Source organism: Achromobacter pulmonis (genome assembly GCF_002885955.2).
Lineage (GTDB): Bacteria > Pseudomonadota > Gammaproteobacteria > Burkholderiales > Burkholderiaceae_B > Achromobacter > Achromobacter pulmonis_A.
The window spans coordinates 410506-425587 of sequence record NZ_POQS01000005.1 but is presented as its reverse complement, the minus strand read 5'-3'; the positions used below and the strand labels follow the sequence as shown (position 1 = coordinate 425587).

The window sequence follows — 15082 nt, the reverse complement described above, 5'->3', positions numbered from 1 at the left end:
GCGAGAACCCTCAGCAGTCGCGGCGTTTGCGCGGCCCGGGTTGCGGGCCGCGTTTTTCATCAACGCAGGTTGTAGAAGGCTTCCAGGCCGGGATACGACGCCACTTCGGCCAGTTCTTCCTCGATGCGCAGCAGCTGGTTGTACTTGGCCATGCGGTCCGAACGCGACAGCGAGCCGGTCTTGATCTGCATGGCGTTGGTGGCCACGGCGATGTCGGCGATGGTGGAATCCTCGGTTTCGCCCGAACGGTGCGACACGACGGCGGTGTAGCCGGCGCGCTTGGCCATTTCGATGGCGGCGAAGGTTTCGGTCAGCGTGCCGATCTGGTTGATCTTGATGAGGATCGAGTTGGCCACGCCCTTCTGGATGCCTTCGCGCAGGATCTTGGTGTTGGTGACGAACAGGTCGTCGCCCACCAGCTGCACCTTCTTGCCGAGCTGGTCGGTCAGCAGCTTCCAGCCTTCCCAGTCGTTTTCGGCCATGCCGTCTTCGATCGAGATGATCGGGTATTTGTCGCACCAGGTCGCCAGCAGGTTGGCGAATTCCTGCGAGGACAGCGAAATGCCGCCTTCGCCGGCCAGCGTGTACTTGCCGTCGCGGTAGAACTCGGAGCTGGCGCAGTCCAGGCCCAGGGCGATCTGCGAACCCGGCTCGTAGCCGGCTTCGGTGATGGCCTTCAGGATCAGCTGGATCGCGGCTTCGTGGCTGGCCACGTTGGGCGCGAAACCGCCCTCGTCGCCCACCGCCGTGGACATGCCCTGGCCGTGGATCAGCTTTTTGAGCATGTGGAAGACTTCGGCGCCCCAGCGCAGGGCTTCACGGAAGCTGCCGGCGCCCACCGGCAGGATCATCAGTTCCTGCAGGTCGAGGGTGTTGTTGGCGTGCGCGCCGCCGTTGATGACGTTCATCATCGGCACGGGCATGCTCATGGGGCCGCTGCCGCCGAAATAGCGGTACAGCGACAGGCCGGATTCGTCGGCCGCCGCGCGGGCCACGGCCATGGAAGCGGCCAGGATGGCGTTGGCGCCCAGGCGTTCCTTGGATTCGGTGCCGTCCAGCTCGATCAGGGTGCGATCGACGAAGGTCTGTTCCTGGGCGTCCAGGCCCATCAGGGCTTCCGAGATTTCCGTATTCAGGTTCTCGACGGCGCGCAGCACGCCCTTGCCCAGGTAGCGGCTCTTGTCGCCGTCGCGCAGTTCGATGGCTTCGCGCGCGCCGGTGGAGGCGCCCGACGGCACGGCCGCGCGGCCCATGGCGCCGGATTCCAGCAGCACATCGCATTCCACGGTGGGGTTGCCGCGCGAATCCAGAATCTCGCGGCCGATGATGTCGACGATTGCACTCATGACTTTACATTCCCTGAACGATAAACATATTCATGACGGCCGCGCCTTCGCGGGCATTGCGGGCGCGGCGGTACTGCCAGGAGTCGTAGAAGGCCTGGGCCGCGGCCAGGGAGGGAAACTCCATGACGACGGTGCGGCCAGGCTTACGGCCCTCGAGGTGCTTGGACTCGCCGCCGCGCACCAGGACCTTTGCATCGTACGCGCGCATGGCGAGCGTGGACAGACGCTTGTAGTCCTCGTATTGCGCGGGCTTGGTCACTGTGACGTCGGCGATGAGGTAAGCACTCATGGGGTTCCTTCAGGACAGTTGCGTTGGTTTCGGTGTGACGCCGGATGCGGCGACGCCGCCAGTGTCGCGCAAGGCGGCCTGGCGACGCATATCCGATGCTAATTGGTTGTATCCGAAAGCAGCGCCGCCGTACAGGGCGGCGCCGCTACGCGGGGCCGCGGTCCCGGAGATCCGCACGCGGAACTCGAGACCGCAGCCGCGCATTACGCTTCCTGGCCGCGGCGAGCCTTCTGCTCGATGGCGGCGCGGATATAGCTGGAGAACAAGGGATGGCCGTCGCGCGGCGTGGACGTGAACTCCGGGTGGAACTGCACGCCCACGAACCACGGGTGGTTGGGCAGTTCCATCATTTCGGGCAGGTTCTCGGTGGGCGTGCGCGCGCTGATCACCATGCCGGCCTCTTCGAGCCGGGGCACGTAGACGTTGTTGACTTCGTAGCGGTGGCGGTGGCGCTCGTTGACTTCGTCGCCGTAGATGGCCTGCGCGCGGGTGCCCGGCTTGATCGGCACGCGCTGCGCGCCCTTGCGCATGGTGCCGCCCAGGTCGGACGAGTGGTCGCGCTTTTCGACCTTGCCTTCGCGGTCCATCCATTCGGTGATCAGGGCCACCACCGGATGCGGGGCGGACGGATCGAACTCGGTGCTGTTGGCGCCGCCCAGGCCGGCGACGTGGCGGGCGAACTCGATGACGGCCAGCTGCATGCCCAGGCAGATGCCCAGGTAGGGAACGCCGTTTTCACGGGCGTAGCGGATGGCGGCGATCTTGCCCTCGGTGCCGCGCTTGCCGAAGCCGCCCGGCACCAGGATGGCGTCCAGGTGCTTGAGCTGGTCGGTGCCGCGGGTCTCGATGTCTTCGGAATCGATGTACTCGATGTTGATCTTCGAGCGCGTGTGGATGCCGGCGTGGACCAGGGCCTCGGTCAGCGACTTGTACGATTCGGTCAGGTCGACGTACTTGCCGACCATGCCGATGGTGAGCTCGTGCTGGGGGTTTTCCAGCGCTTCGACCAGGTTGTCCCACATGGACAGGTCGGCCGGCGGCGGGGTCAGGCCCAGCGCTTCGCAGACGATGTTGTCCACGCCCTGCTTGTGCAGCATGGCCGGAATCTTGTAGATCGAATCGGCGTCCCACACCGACACCACCGCGTCCAGCGGCACGTTGGAGAACATCGAGATCTTGGCGCGCTCGTCGTCCGGGATGCGGCGGTCGGCGCGGCACAGCAGCGCGTTCGGGTAGATGCCGATTTCGCGCAGCTTCTGCACCGAATGCTGGGTGGGCTTGGTCTTGAGTTCGCCGGCCGAGGCGATGAACGGCACCAGCGTCAGGTGCACGAAGGCCGCGTTGTTGCGGCCCATGCGCAGGCTCATCTGGCGCGCGGCTTCCAGGAACGGCAGGGACTCGATGTCGCCCACGGTGCCGCCGATCTCGACGATGGCGACGTCGGTGTTGCCGTTCCAGGCGGCTTCGGCGCCACGGGCGATGAAGTCCTGGATTTCGTTGGTGATGTGGGGAATGACCTGCACGGTCTTGCCCAGATAGTCGCCGCGGCGCTCTTTGCGCAGCACGGATTCATAGATCTGGCCGGTGGTGAAGTTGTTCACCTTGTGCATGCGAGCGGAAATGAAGCGCTCGTAGTGGCCCAGGTCCAGGTCGGTCTCGGCGCCGTCTTCGGTGACGAAAACCTCGCCATGCTGGAACGGGCTCATGGTGCCCGGGTCGACGTTGATGTACGGATCGAGCTTCAGCATGGTGACTTGCAGGCCACGCGACTCGAGGATGGCGGCAAGCGACGCGGCGGCGATGCCCTTGCCCAGGGAAGACACCACACCGCCGGTGACAAATACGTATTTGGTCATCGTAATGAGCACCCGGGACGAACGGGCGCGTGCGGGAAATTTGGATTATAGCCGGGAGGCGGAACTTGTTTGGGTTTTCCCTTAGCGAACAGGCGTAACATTTGGCAGCACTCCCGCGCTGTCGCGCGCGTGCTGCGTCCCTGTTTTATCGCGACCCGGCGCGCCGCCGGGCCGCGGCCGTTCAGATCGCCGCCGTGCGGCGTTCCAGCCAGGCCAGCGCCTCGCCCTGGACCAGCGGCGACAGGCGGTCGTACACCGTGCGGTGATAGTCGTTGAGCCAGGCGATCTCGTCGGGGCGCATCAGCGAGGGCTCGATGCAGCGCGTGTCGATCGGGCACAGCGTCAACGTCTCGAAGCACAGGAACTCGCCCAGCTCGGAAGTCAGCCAGGCGCGGTTGGCCACCAGGTTCTCGATGCGCACGCCCCAGCGCCCCGGGCGGTAGATGCCGGGTTCGTTGGAGGTGATCATGCCCGGCTCCATCGCCGTGTGCGGACCCGGCGCGGCGCGGTACGAAATGACCTGCGGCCCTTCGTGCACGTTCAGGAAATAGCCCACGCCATGTCCCGTGCCGTGGCCGTACTCGGCTCCGCCTTCCCAGATCGGCGCGCGCGCGATGGCGTCGAGCATGGGCGACGGCGTGCCGCGCGGAAACGAGGCGCGCGACAGCGCGATCATGCCCTTGAGCACCAGCGTGAAATCGACCTTCTGGTCGGCGCTGGGCTCGCCCACCGCGACCACGCGGGTGATGTCGGTGGTGCCGCCCAGGTACTGGCCGCCCGAATCGATCAGCAAGAGCCCGTCGCCTTCGATCACGGCGTGCGACTCGGGCGTGGCGCGGTAATGCGGCATCGCGCCGTTGGCGTTGAATCCGGCGATGGTGGCGAAGCTCGGGCAGACGTAGCCGGGCCGGCGCGCGCGGGCCGCGGTGATCTGCTCGTCTATGGTCAGTTCGGTGATGGTCTGCCGGCCCTGCGCGCCTTCGAACCAGGCGAAGAATTCGCACAGCGCCGCGCCGTCCTGCGCCATGGCCTGGCGCACCTGGGCCAGTTCGGCGTCGGTCTTGCGCGATTTCAGCAGCGTCGACGGATTGATGGCCTCGACCCGCGGCACGGCCGGGTCCATCGCATGGAACACGCCGCAGGTCACGCGCGCCGGATCGATCAGGAGTTTCTGGTCCAGTTCCAGCGAGGCCAGCGCATCGGCCGCCTGGGCGTAGTCGGCCACCTCCACGCCGTCGCGCGCCAGCAGCGCGCGCAGGGCGGCGTCGATCTTGCCGTCGGCCACGAACAGCGTGGCGTGGTCCAGGCCGACCAGCGCATGGCCGACGAACACCGGGTTGTAGTCCACGTCCGCGCCGCGCAGGTTGAAGAGCCAGGCGATGTCGTCCAGCGTGCACAGGAAATGCACGTCCGCACCGTGTGCGCGCATGGCTTCGCGCACCTGCGCGAGCTTGTCGGCGCGCGTGACGCAGGCCTCGGGCGCCACGTGGTCGTAGATCGGCGCGGTCGGCAGGCCGGCGCGGCCGGGCCAGATCTCGTCGAGCAGGTCCAGCCGGATCTCCAGCGCGGCGCCGCAAGACGCCGCGGCCGCCGACAGCGCGCGGAACGCGCCCAGCCCCAGTACCTGGCCGTCCACCCCGATCACGTCGCCCGGGCCGGTGTTGGCGGCCAGCCAGTCGACGTGGCCGGGCGTGGACGCCAGCGCGATCTTCATCAGCTGCACGCAGGTCCCGGCCAGCTGCGCCTCGGCCTGCACCCAGTAGCGGCTGTCGACCCACAGGCCGGCGAAATCGGCGGTGACCACCAGCGTGCCGACGGACCCCGTGAAACCGGACAACCAGCGCCGCCCCTGCCAGCGCTCCGGAAGATACTCGGACAGATGCGGGTCCGAAGACGGGACGATATAGGCGGACAGGCCGCGGCGGCTCATGGCCTGCCGCAATTGGGCGATACGGGCGTCGGTGCTTGGCATGGAATCCTCGAAGGCTGTGGGCCCTAGCGCAACATGAAGGACATGGCCGCCAGGCTGTTGAGCGTGCGGATGGCGGACTGCATGCTGTCGGTAGTGAACCGCAGGGTCGCGCCATCGACCCGCTCCAGGCTGGGCCACATGCAGAACAGGTCGGCCAGGGCGGCGCTTTGCGTCTGCAACCGGCATTCTATAGGGGCGGGAATGCGGAAAGGAACGGCCTTGCCGGCGCCGCCCGCCTTCAGTTTGCGCACCGCGGTCTCGGCGGCCGCGGCGATCGCGCGGCGCGAGGCGGCCGGCGACAGGGTCACACCGCTGCCCTGGCCATGCGCCGTCTTGGTCTGCACCCATTCGGCGCCGGGAAAGAGATCGCGGGTTTCCTCGATGAACACGTCGTCGCCCGAACCCAGGATCACCGGCACGCCCATCTCCCCGGCCAGCGCGCCGTACAGACCGGCCTCGCCCAGCTCCATGCCGTTGATGAACACGCGCGCGAAGGCGAAGCTGTTGATGGTGTGGGCCAGGATGCCGCGGCCCTGCGAGCGCGAGTGGTAGCCGATCATGACGACGGCGTCGCAGCCCTCTTCCAGCCCGCCCATCATGCCCAGGTAGCGCGGCTTGCCCAGCACCAGGCGGGCGCGCTCGTCCAGGCCGTCGGGCAGCAGGTTGCGGAACCCGCCATGCGAATCGTTGACCAGGATTTCCTCCGCGCCTCCGGCGATCGCCCCCAGCACGGCCGCGTTGGCCTCGGCGGTCATCCAGGCGCGGGCGCGCTCGTATTCGCCGTTGCCGGCGCGGACCTGCTCGGAATGGAAGACGCCGGCGACGCCTTCGATATCGGTGGAGATGAGGATCTTCATGGGGAGTGCCTTGGGTGGAGGTTCAGAATTCCGTGTCGGCCAGCCACTGGCGCCAGTCCGGCGCGGCCTCGCGGATGGCCGCGCGCCGATGGCCGTCGCGGCCGGTCACGGCCTCGGCGCGCCACAGCGCGGCGATGATGGCCTGCTCGCAGGCCTCGGCGGCCGCCTCGAACAGCGGATCGATGCGCGCCTCGTGCAGCATGGCGAGCGCGGGCATGGGCCGGTCGGGCTGCTGCGGCACGGTGTAGGCGGTGGAAAACGCCAGCGCGATGTCGCCGCTGCCGTGGCCGAACACCGAGCCGGTGCGCGCCAGGCCCGCGCCCGCGCGCAGCGACAGGCGGCGCAACTGGCGCGAATCCAGCGGCGCGTCGGTGGCCAGCAGCAGGATGATGGAGCCTTTCTCCGGCGCGATGGCGGCGTTCTCCGCCACGCCCGCCTGCCCGCCGGCGACTTGCTGGACCAGGCGGCGGCCGAACGGCCGGCCGGCCACGGTCAGGTTGGGCAGCCGGCCGAAATTCGCCAGCACCAGCGCGCCCACCGTATAGGCCGGATCGCCTTCGATGGCGGCCACTCGCGACGCCGAACCGATGCCGCCCTTGAAGGAAAAACAGGACATGCCCCGGCCGGCGCCCACGGCGCCCTGCTCGAAGCGCTTGCCGGCCGCGGCCAGCGCCTGCGCGTAGTGCGCTTCCTGCACCGCCAGCGCCTGGATGTCGTTCAGGTAGCCGTCGTTGCACTCGAAGACCAGCGGATTGACGGTGGCCATGCCGCGCCCGATCTCGGGGTTGGCGGCCACGGCGGCGCGGATCTGGGCATTGGCCACGGTGCCCACGCCGAAGGTGTTGGTCAGGCCGATCGGGGTTTCCAGCACGCCCAGTTCCTGCACCTGGACCAGGCCCGTGCTCTTGCCGAAACCGTTCAGCACGGTCGCGGCCGCGGGCGTCTTGTCCAGATAGGGATCGCCGCCGTGCGCACGCACCACGGTCACGCCGGTCTGCAGCGCGCCTTCCGACAGCGTGCAGTGGCCGACGGTCACGTCGCCCACGTCGCAGATCGAATCCAGCGGACCCGCGGGCAGGCGCCCGATGCGGGGAATTTCCAGCACTTGTTTTTCCATGCTTGCTGCGTGTCGCCACGCTCCAGAATGCAAAACACCGCCGGTCTTCGCCGCCGGCGCGCGCCAGCGCGCGCGTTGCGCGACGAAGAACGGCGGCGAAGGATTACTTGCGGTCGATCTTGGGATCGAGCGCGTCGCGCAGGCCGTCGCCCAGCAGGTTGAACGCCAGCACGGTCAGGAAGATCGCCAGGGCCGGGAAGATCGCCACGTGCGGCGCGATCACCATGTCGGCGCGGGCCTCGTTGAGCATCGCGCCCCACTCGGGCGTGGGCGGCTGCGCGCCCATGCCCAGGAAGGACAGGCTGGCGGCGGTGATGATCGAGGTGCCGATGCGCATCGTGCCGTACACCACGATCGGCGAGATCGTGCCGGGCAGGATGTGGCGCATGATGATGGTCCAGTCGGACGCGCCCACGCTCTTGACGGCTTCGACGTAGGTCATCTGCTTGATCGACAGCGTGTTGCCGCGCACCAGGCGGGCGAAGGCCGGCACGCTGAACACCGCCACGGCGACGATCACGTTGACCATGCTGGAGCCCAGGATGGCGACCACGCCGATGGCCAGCAGCATGCCGGGGAACGCCAGCAGCACGTCGGAGATGCGCATAGTGATGCGCTCCCACCAGCCCTGGTAGTAGCCGGCCATCAGGCCCATGAAGGTGCCGACGACGGCGCCCATGGCGACCGACAGGAAGCCGGCGGCCAGCGAAATGCGCGCGCCCATGATGATGCGGCTGAAGATGTCGCGGCCCAGCGAGTCCACGCCCATCCAGTGCGCGGCCGAGGGCCCGGCGTTGAGTGCGTCGTAGTCGAAGTAGTTTTCCGCGTCGAACGGCACGATCCACGGCGCGAAGACCGCGACGGCGACCAGCAGCAGGACGAAGATGCCGGCGCCGACGGCGAGCTTCTGCTTCTTGAACTTGCGCCAGAACTCGGTGGCGGGGGTGCGCACGTCGTTCTTGGGCGCGGCGGCGAGGGTCGCGGCGGGGGTGGTATTGCTCATGGCCGCCTCACTTGTAACGGATGCTGGGATTGATGACGCCGTAGAGCACGTCGACAATCAGGTTGATGAGGATGAATTCCAGCGAAAACAGCAGCACCAGGCCCTGGATCACCGGATAGTCGCGCTGGGTCACGGCGTCCACCAGCAGGCGGCCGAGGCCGGGCCAGTTGAACACGGTCTCGACCACGATGGAGCCGCCCAGCAGGAAGCCGAACTGCAGGCCCATCATGGTGACCACCGGGATCAGCGCGTTGCGCAGCGCATGCTTGATGACCACGCGCTTCTCGGTCAGGCCCTTGGCGCGGGCGGTGCGCACGAAGTCTTCCTGGATGACTTCCACGAAGGAGGCGCGGGTGAAGCGGGCCATCACCGCGGCGACGGCGGCGCCCAGCGTGATGGACGGCAGTATGTAGTGTTGCCAGGTGGAGGCGCCCACGGTCGGCAGCCAGCCGAGCTTGACCGAGAAGATCTCCATCAGCATCATGCCCAGCGCGAACGCGGGGAACGAGATGCCCGACACCGCCAGCGTCATGCCGAGGCGGTCGGGCCAGCGGTTGCGCCACACGGCGGACACGATCCCGATGACCATGCCGAACGCCACCGACCAGACCATGCTGGCGATGGTGAGCCACAGTGTGGGCATGAAGCGGTCCGCGATTTCCGTCGACACCGGGCGCTTGGTGCGCAGCGAGGTGCCGAGGTCGCCTTGCAGCATGTGGCTGAAGTAGCGCACGAACTGCTGCGGCAGGGGCAGGTCCAGCCCGAGCTCCTGGCGCACGAGTTCGACGGTCGCCTGGTCGGCGTCCTGGCCGGCGGCCAGTCGAGCCGGATCGCCCGGAAGCATGTGCACGAACAGGAACACGACCACGGCCACCAGTAGCAGCGTGGGGATCATGCCCAAAAGACGTTTGACGATGTAGGTCAGCATTGAAATTCCTGCGACATCGGCGGGGACACCGCGTCCCCGCCGTATGCGGCCTTACTGTGGGGCCTGACGGCCCCGGGGGTTGCTGCTAGGGTTACTGCTTCAGGTCGATGTCGCCGAACCAGAACGAGGTGTCCGGCTCCACGTACACGCCCGACAGGTTCTTGGACTTGACGTACAGGTTGCTGGCGGTCACCAGGAAGGCCCACGGAGCGTCCTTCCAGATGGTTTCCTGGACGTTCTTGTAGATTTCCGCCTTCTTGGCGCGATCCGTCGTGGCCAGGGCCTGCTGGATGCCTTCGTCGACCGACTTGTTCGAGTAGTACGACACGTTGTTGAGCACCGGCGGGAACGCGGCGGTGGTCAGCAGCGGACGCAGGCCCCAGTCGGCCTCGCCGGTCGAGGACGACCAGCCGGCGTAGTACATGCGGACCTTGGCGTCCTCGGGCTTCTGCACCTGCTGCACGCGCTGCACGCGCTGGCCGGATTCCAGCACCTCGACCGAGACCTTGATGCCGACCTGGGCCAGCTGCTGCTGCAGGAACTGCACGACCTTCACCGAGGTGCCGTCGTTATAGGCGGACCACAGCGTGCTTTCGAAGCCGTTGGGGTAGCCGGCTTCGGCCAGCAGGGCCTTGGCCTTCTTGATGTCGTACGGCCACGGACCCGTCTTGTGGGCGAAGTCCACGCCGGCCGGCACCACGCCGTCGACCACGCTGGCGTAGCCCGAGAAAGCGACCTTGGCCAGGGCTTCCTTGTTGATGGCGTAGTTGATGGCTTCACGCACCTTGACGTTGTCGAACGGCTTTTGCTGCGTGTTCATGGCGATATAGCGGGCCATGATCGAGTTCTTGTTGTCGACCACGTCCAGCTTGTCGTTCTTCTTCAGCACGGCGGCCTGCTCGTAGGGCACCGGGAAGGCGAACTGCGCCTCGCCCGTCTGCACCACGGCGGCGCGGGTGTTGTTGTCGGTGACAGTGCGGAACGTCAGGGTGTCGATCTTGGGATAGCCCTTCTTCCAGTAGCCGTCGAACTTCTTGACCTTCAGGTATTCGGCCGGTTTCCATTCGACGAATTCGAACGGGCCGGTGCCCACCGGGTGGAAGCCGATTTCCTTGCCGTACTTGGCCAGGGCGGCCGGCGAGATCATCATGGCGGCCGGGTGGGCCAGCGCGTTGATGAAGGCCGAGAACGGCTTCTTCAGCGTGATCTTGACGGTCATCGGATCGACCACTTCGGTCTTTTCGATGACGCTGAACTGGATGTAGCGCGACAGGCGGTTGTCCGGGTTGGACGGACGGTCGAAGTTGACCTTGACGGCTTCGGCGTTGAAATCGGTGCCGTCATGGAACTTCACGCCGGGACGCAGCTTGAAGGTGTAGACCAGGCCGTCTTCGCTGACCGAGTAGTCGGTGGCCAGCACTTTCTGGATCTTCAGGTCCTTGTCGAACTCGAACAGGCCCTCGTAATAGGCCTTGCCGGCAGCCTGGTTCAGCGTGCTGTTGGTGTTGTACGGATCGAGCGTTTCCAGCGCAATCTGGACGGCGAACGTCACGTCCTTCGAGGCGTGCGCCAGCGGCGCGCTGAGCATGCCGAAGGCCACGGCGGCGGCGGCCATCAGCTTGGTGGGGCGCAGAACTTTCATCATTGCAACTCCTGGTTCCGTGAGGAATTAGGGGGTTTGGTGGAAGAAAAACAAGTACGGCAAAGACTCAATACGCTCCGCCGACCGCATGGCGGGCGACGAAGTGATCCGTTCCGACCTGCACCAGCGGCTGCACCACCGGCTCGTCGCCCAGTTTGCGGATCGGGCTTGGGATTTCATCGGACAGCAACGCGCGCTTGAGGTGGCGGCGCGCCGGATCGGCGATCGGCACGGCCGACATCAGCTTCTTGGTGTACGGGTGCTGCGGGTTCTCGAAAATGGCGCGGCGCGGGCCGATCTCGACGATCTGGCCCAAGTACATCACCGCCACGCGGTGGCTGACGCGTTCGACCACGGCCATGTCGTGCGAGATGAACAGGAACGAAATGCCCATGTCGCGCTGCAGGTCGATCAGCAGGTTCACNGGCGCGGCGCGGGCCGATCTCGACGATCTGGCCCAAGTACATCACCGCCACGCGGTGGCTGACGCGTTCGACCACGGCCATGTCGTGCGAGATGAACAGGAACGAAATGCCCATGTCGCGCTGCAGGTCGATCAGCAGGTTCACGATCTGCGCCTGGATCGAGACGTCCAGCGCCGACACGGATTCGTCGGCGATCACCACCTTGGGGTTCAGGGCCAGGGCGCGCGCGATGCAGATGCGCTGGCGCTGGCCGCCGGAGAATTCGTGCGGATAGCGCTGCGCCATCTCGGCCGGCAGGCCGACGCGTTCCAGCAGCTCGGCCACGCGGCGTTCGGCGTCGCGGCCCTTTGCCACGCCATGCACCAGCAGCGGCTCCATGATGGAGAAGCCCACGGTCACGCGCGGGTCGAGCGAGGCGAACGGGTCCTGGAACACGAACTGGATGTCGCGGCGCAGGGACTGCAGCTCGTTGTTCTTCAGGCGCACGATGTCGCGCCCGCCAAAGCGGATCTCGCCGCCCTGGCTGTCGACCAGGCGCAGCAGCGAACGGCCGGTGGTGGACTTGCCGCAGCCCGACTCGCCCACCAGCGACAGGGTTTCGCCGGGGTACAGGTCGAAGCTGACGCGCTCCACGGCGTGCACGCGGCGCTGCACGCGGCTCAGGATGCCGCCGCGCAGGTCGAAGCGGGTGACCAGGTCGCGCACGCTCAGGATGGGCTCGCGCTTGGCCTCGCCCGCCTGCGGCGCGCTGACGGCGGGCGCTTCCTCGGGCTGGGCCTGGCCGTCGACCTGCAGCAGCGGGAAACGCGCCGGCAGGTCGGTGCCCTGCATGGCGCCCAGCTTCGGCACGGCCGACAGCAGCGCCTTGGTATAGCGGTGCTGGGGCGCGGCGAACACCCGGTCGGACGGGCCTTCCTCGACCTTGTCGCCGCGGTACATGACCAGCACGCGGTCGGCCACTTCGGCGACCACGCCCATGTCGTGGGTGATGAACACCACGCCCATGTGCATTTCTTCCTGGAGCTGGCGGATCAGCTGCAGGATCTGCGCCTGGATGGTGACGTCCAGCGCGGTGGTGGGTTCGTCGGCGATCAGCAGCGCCGGCTTGCAGGCCAGCGCCATCGCGATCATGACGCGCTGGCGCATGCCGCCCGAGAGCTGGTGCGGGTAGCGGTCCAGCACCGACCTGGCTTCCGGGATGCGCACCTGCTCCAGCATGCGCAGGGCTTCGGCGCGGGCCGAGGCCGCGTCCTTGCCCTGGTGCTGGCGGATCGATTCGGCGATCTGGTCGCCGGCCGTGAACACCGGGTTCAGCGAGGTCATCGGCTCCTGGAAAATCATGGCCATGTCCGCGCCGCGCACATTGCGCATGACGCGCTGGCTGGAGCCGGCCAGGTCGATCACGGAGCCGTTGCGCCGGCGCAGCGCCATGCTGCCCTGGGCGATGCGTCCGCCGCCGTGCTCGACCAGCCGCATGAGCGCCAGCGACGTCACCGACTTGCCCGAACCCGATTCGCCCACGATGGCCAGGGTTTCGCCCCGGTCCACATGGAACGACAGATTGCGCACGGCTTCGACCGTGCGCTCGGAACCCACGAAGCGCACCGTCAGGTCGTCGACCTGGACCACGCGGTTATCCGGCAGCGCCAGGCTGTTTGCGCGATCAACCATCTTTTTTGATTCCCCAAATACTGAAAAAATGAACCTGCCGCCGCTTATCGATAGATCGCGGTGACCGGCTTTTCGCCGACCCGGGCGTAGCCCCGGTACATGCCTTCCGTGTTGAACGGCAGGGCCACGTTGCCCTGCGCGTCCACGGCCACCAGGCCGCCCTTGCCGCCGATGGTGGGCAGCTTTTCATGCACGACGCGGTCCGCCGCCGCTTCCAGCGTGGCGCCGCAGTACTCCATCTGCGCCGCCACGTCATAGGCGGCGACCATGCGGATAAACATCTCGCCGGTGCCCGTGGTGGACACCGCGCAGGTCTTGTTGCTGGCGTAGGTGCCGGCGCCGATCAGCGGCGCGTCGCCGACGCGGCCGACCTGCTTGTTGGTGATGCCGCCGGTGGACGTGGCCGCCGCCAGGTTGCCCTGGGCGTCCACCGCCACCGCGCCCACCGTGCCGAATTTCTTGTCGGCGTCCAGCGGGTCGGCCGGCGCGGGCTGGCCGCGCGCGACCAGGGCCTGGCCGTCGTGGTCCAGCACCGCCGCTTCCGGCGTCTCGCGCTGCACGCGCAGCAGCTGCTCGCGGCGGGCTTCGGTGGAGAAGTACGACGGATCGACCAGCTCCAGGCCCTCTTCCTTGGCGTAGGCTTCGGCGCCCTCGCCCACGAAGAACACGTGCTTGCTGTTTTCCATGACCTTGCGCGCGGCGAACACCGGGTTGCGCACGCGGTGCACGCCGGCGATGGCGCCCGAGCGCAGCGTGGCGCCGTCCATGATGGCGGCGTCCAGCTCATGGGTGCCGGCGCTGGTGAACACGGCGCCGTGGCCGGCGTTGAACAGCGGGCAGTCTTCCAGCAGGCGGACCGCTTCGGTCACGGCGTCCAGCGCGCTGCCGCCCTGGGCCAGCACCGCCTGGCCGGCGGCCAGGATGGATTCCAGCGCGTCGAGGTATTCCTGTTCTTTCTCCGGCGACATGGCCGCGCGGGACATCGCGCCGGCGCCGCCGTGGATCGCGATCACGGGTTGAATCATCGTTTACCTACTCCATGGATGAGCCACGGCATGACGGACTGGGTCACCCCAGCGGCGGCCGCGACGGAATTCTTGGCCCGATAGGCCACCGCCGCCGACAGGGCTTCGATCAGCCCGAGCGCGGCGGTTTCGGAATTGGGACTGAGCTGGCGCGCGGAATACGCGTACAACACCACGGATGCCGTGGGCGCCAGCGGCGACGTGGGCTTGTCGGTCAGCACCAGCACCGGCACGCCAGCCTGGCGGGCCGCGCCGGCCAGGGTCACGGTGTCGGCCAGGTAGCGCGGAAAGCCGATGGCGATCACCAGGTCCTGGGAAGTCATGCGCGACATCTGGCGCGCCGCGTGCGAAACGCCGCCGGGTCCGGCCAGCGATTCGACCGAATGCAGGTGCATGCACAGGCCGCGCTGCAGCAGCCCCGCCAGGAAACCGCTGGCGCCGAAACCGATGATGAACACGCGTTCGGCCGCCAGGATGGCCTGCACCGCCTGCTCGCAGGCGGCCGCGTCCAGCGACTGCAGGTTGCGCTGCGCGTTGCGCACGTCCTCTTCCAGCGTGGCGGCGAAGATCTGCACGGCGCTGGCCGAATGGGCCAGCTCGGTGCGCAGCTTTTCGACCGGCTCCAGCGCGGCCTCGAAGCCGCGCGCCAGTTCGGCGCGGAATTGCGGATAGCCCGGCAGGTCCAGGGCGCGCGCGAAACGGTTCGCCGTGGCCACGGACACCCCGACCGCCGCGGCGAATTCGTCGATGGTCATGGTGGCGACCCGGAACTGGTGCGCCAGCACGTAGTCGGCCATCTTGTGCTGGGTGCGGCTCAACGCGGGCTGGGCCCGGGCGATCCGATCAGCGATCGTGAGTGCGGCCTTGGTCATCGGGAAAGCGGGGGAATGTGTAGCGGAGATCTATGTAAATCTGTTTACATGCAAATTTTAGATAAGAAAATAGATTTTC

11 protein-coding genes and 2 pseudogenes are annotated in these 15082 nt (G+C 67.3%); all 13 read right to left on the bottom strand.

From position 1 onward, the window contains the following. Positions 1–59: 59 nt before the first annotated feature. On the bottom strand, positions 60–1346 hold the full coding sequence (gene eno / locus C1I89_RS20855) for a phosphopyruvate hydratase (RefSeq protein ID WP_102774467.1): 1287 nt from the start codon (positions 1344–1346) through the stop codon (positions 60–62). A gap of 4 nt (positions 1347–1350) precedes the next feature. Continuing rightward, entirely contained in the window at positions 1351–1635 is a 285-nt protein-coding gene (locus C1I89_RS20850; protein ID WP_102774466.1) for a DUF1330 domain-containing protein, read from the bottom strand. A gap of 203 nt (positions 1636–1838) precedes the next feature. After that, positions 1839–3491 (bottom strand): CTP synthase, encoded by a 1653-nt coding sequence (locus C1I89_RS20840; protein ID WP_102774464.1) that lies wholly within the window; start codon positions 3489–3491, stop codon positions 1839–1841. A 181-nt stretch (positions 3492–3672) separates the two neighbouring features. Next, on the bottom strand, positions 3673–5463 hold the full coding sequence (locus C1I89_RS20835) for an aminopeptidase P family protein (protein WP_102774463.1): 1791 nt from the start codon (positions 5461–5463) through the stop codon (positions 3673–3675). A 23-nt stretch (positions 5464–5486) separates the two neighbouring features. Further along, positions 5487–6320 (bottom strand): M55 family metallopeptidase, encoded by an 834-nt coding sequence (locus C1I89_RS20830; protein WP_102774462.1) that lies wholly within the window; start codon positions 6318–6320, stop codon positions 5487–5489. Between the two features lie 22 nt (positions 6321–6342). Then, positions 6343–7437 (bottom strand): DmpA family aminopeptidase, encoded by a 1095-nt coding sequence (locus tag C1I89_RS20825; protein ID WP_102774461.1) that lies wholly within the window; start codon positions 7435–7437, stop codon positions 6343–6345. Between the two features lie 103 nt (positions 7438–7540). Further along, positions 7541–8440: a glutathione ABC transporter permease GsiD gene (gene gsiD / locus C1I89_RS20820; protein WP_102774460.1), complete on the bottom strand. Its 900-nt coding sequence runs from the start codon at positions 8438–8440 to the stop codon at positions 7541–7543. A gap of 7 nt (positions 8441–8447) precedes the next feature. Then, on the bottom strand, positions 8448–9368 hold the full coding sequence (gene gsiC / locus C1I89_RS20815) for a glutathione ABC transporter permease GsiC (RefSeq protein ID WP_102774459.1): 921 nt from the start codon (positions 9366–9368) through the stop codon (positions 8448–8450). Positions 9369–9459: 91 nt separating this feature from the next. Next, positions 9460–11013, bottom strand: a complete 1554-nt coding sequence (gsiB, locus tag C1I89_RS20810; RefSeq protein WP_102774458.1) for a glutathione ABC transporter substrate-binding protein GsiB — start codon at positions 11011–11013, stop codon at positions 9460–9462. Between the two features lie 64 nt (positions 11014–11077). Further along, positions 11078–11452 (bottom strand): annotated as a pseudogene (locus tag C1I89_RS35930) (oligopeptide/dipeptide ABC transporter ATP-binding protein); the annotation flags it as partial. After that, positions 11448–13106: pseudogene (locus C1I89_RS20800) on the bottom strand (dipeptide ABC transporter ATP-binding protein); the annotation flags it as partial. The pseudogenes C1I89_RS35930 and C1I89_RS20800, both read right to left, overlap by 5 nt. A 44-nt stretch (positions 13107–13150) precedes the next feature. Then, on the bottom strand, positions 13151–14131 hold the full coding sequence (locus tag C1I89_RS20795; protein ID WP_102774456.1) for an isoaspartyl peptidase/L-asparaginase family protein: 981 nt from the start codon (positions 14129–14131) through the stop codon (positions 13151–13153). Further along, positions 14128–15003 carry a MurR/RpiR family transcriptional regulator gene (locus C1I89_RS20790; RefSeq protein ID WP_102774455.1) on the bottom strand — a complete coding sequence of 292 codons (876 nt, stop codon included), beginning with the start codon at positions 15001–15003 and terminating at the stop codon, positions 14128–14130. The genes C1I89_RS20795 and C1I89_RS20790 overlap by 4 nt, the downstream gene beginning before the upstream one ends. Between the last annotated feature and the right edge of the window lie 79 nt (positions 15004–15082).

Bases quoted from the DNA above. Each gene is read 5' to 3' on its own strand.
- gsiC (WP_102774459.1), bottom strand. From the start codon at position 9,368: ATGCTGACCTACATCGTCAAACGTCTTTTGGGCATGATCCCCACGCTG.
- eno (WP_102774467.1), bottom strand. From the start codon at position 1,346: ATGAGTGCAATCGTCGACATCATCGGCCGCGAGATTCTGGATTCGCGC.
- C1I89_RS20830 (WP_102774462.1), bottom strand. From the start codon at position 6,320: ATGAAGATCCTCATCTCCACCGATATCGAAGGCGTCGCCGGCGTCTTC.
- C1I89_RS20835 (WP_102774463.1), bottom strand. From the start codon at position 5,463: ATGCCAAGCACCGACGCCCGTATCGCCCAATTGCGGCAGGCCATGAGC.
- C1I89_RS20790 (WP_102774455.1), bottom strand. From the start codon at position 15,003: ATGACCAAGGCCGCACTCACGATCGCTGATCGGATCGCCCGGGCCCAG.
- C1I89_RS20825 (WP_102774461.1), bottom strand. From the start codon at position 7,437: ATGGAAAAACAAGTGCTGGAAATTCCCCGCATCGGGCGCCTGCCCGCG.
- gsiB (WP_102774458.1), bottom strand. From the start codon at position 11,013: ATGATGAAAGTTCTGCGCCCCACCAAGCTGATGGCCGCCGCCGCCGTG.
- gsiD (WP_102774460.1), bottom strand. From the start codon at position 8,440: ATGAGCAATACCACCCCCGCCGCGACCCTCGCCGCCGCGCCCAAGAAC.
- C1I89_RS20850 (WP_102774466.1), bottom strand. From the start codon at position 1,635: ATGAGTGCTTACCTCATCGCCGACGTCACAGTGACCAAGCCCGCGCAA.
- C1I89_RS20795 (WP_102774456.1), bottom strand. From the start codon at position 14,131: ATGATTCAACCCGTGATCGCGATCCACGGCGGCGCCGGCGCGATGTCC.
- C1I89_RS20840 (WP_102774464.1), bottom strand. From the start codon at position 3,491: ATGACCAAATACGTATTTGTCACCGGCGGTGTGGTGTCTTCCCTGGGC.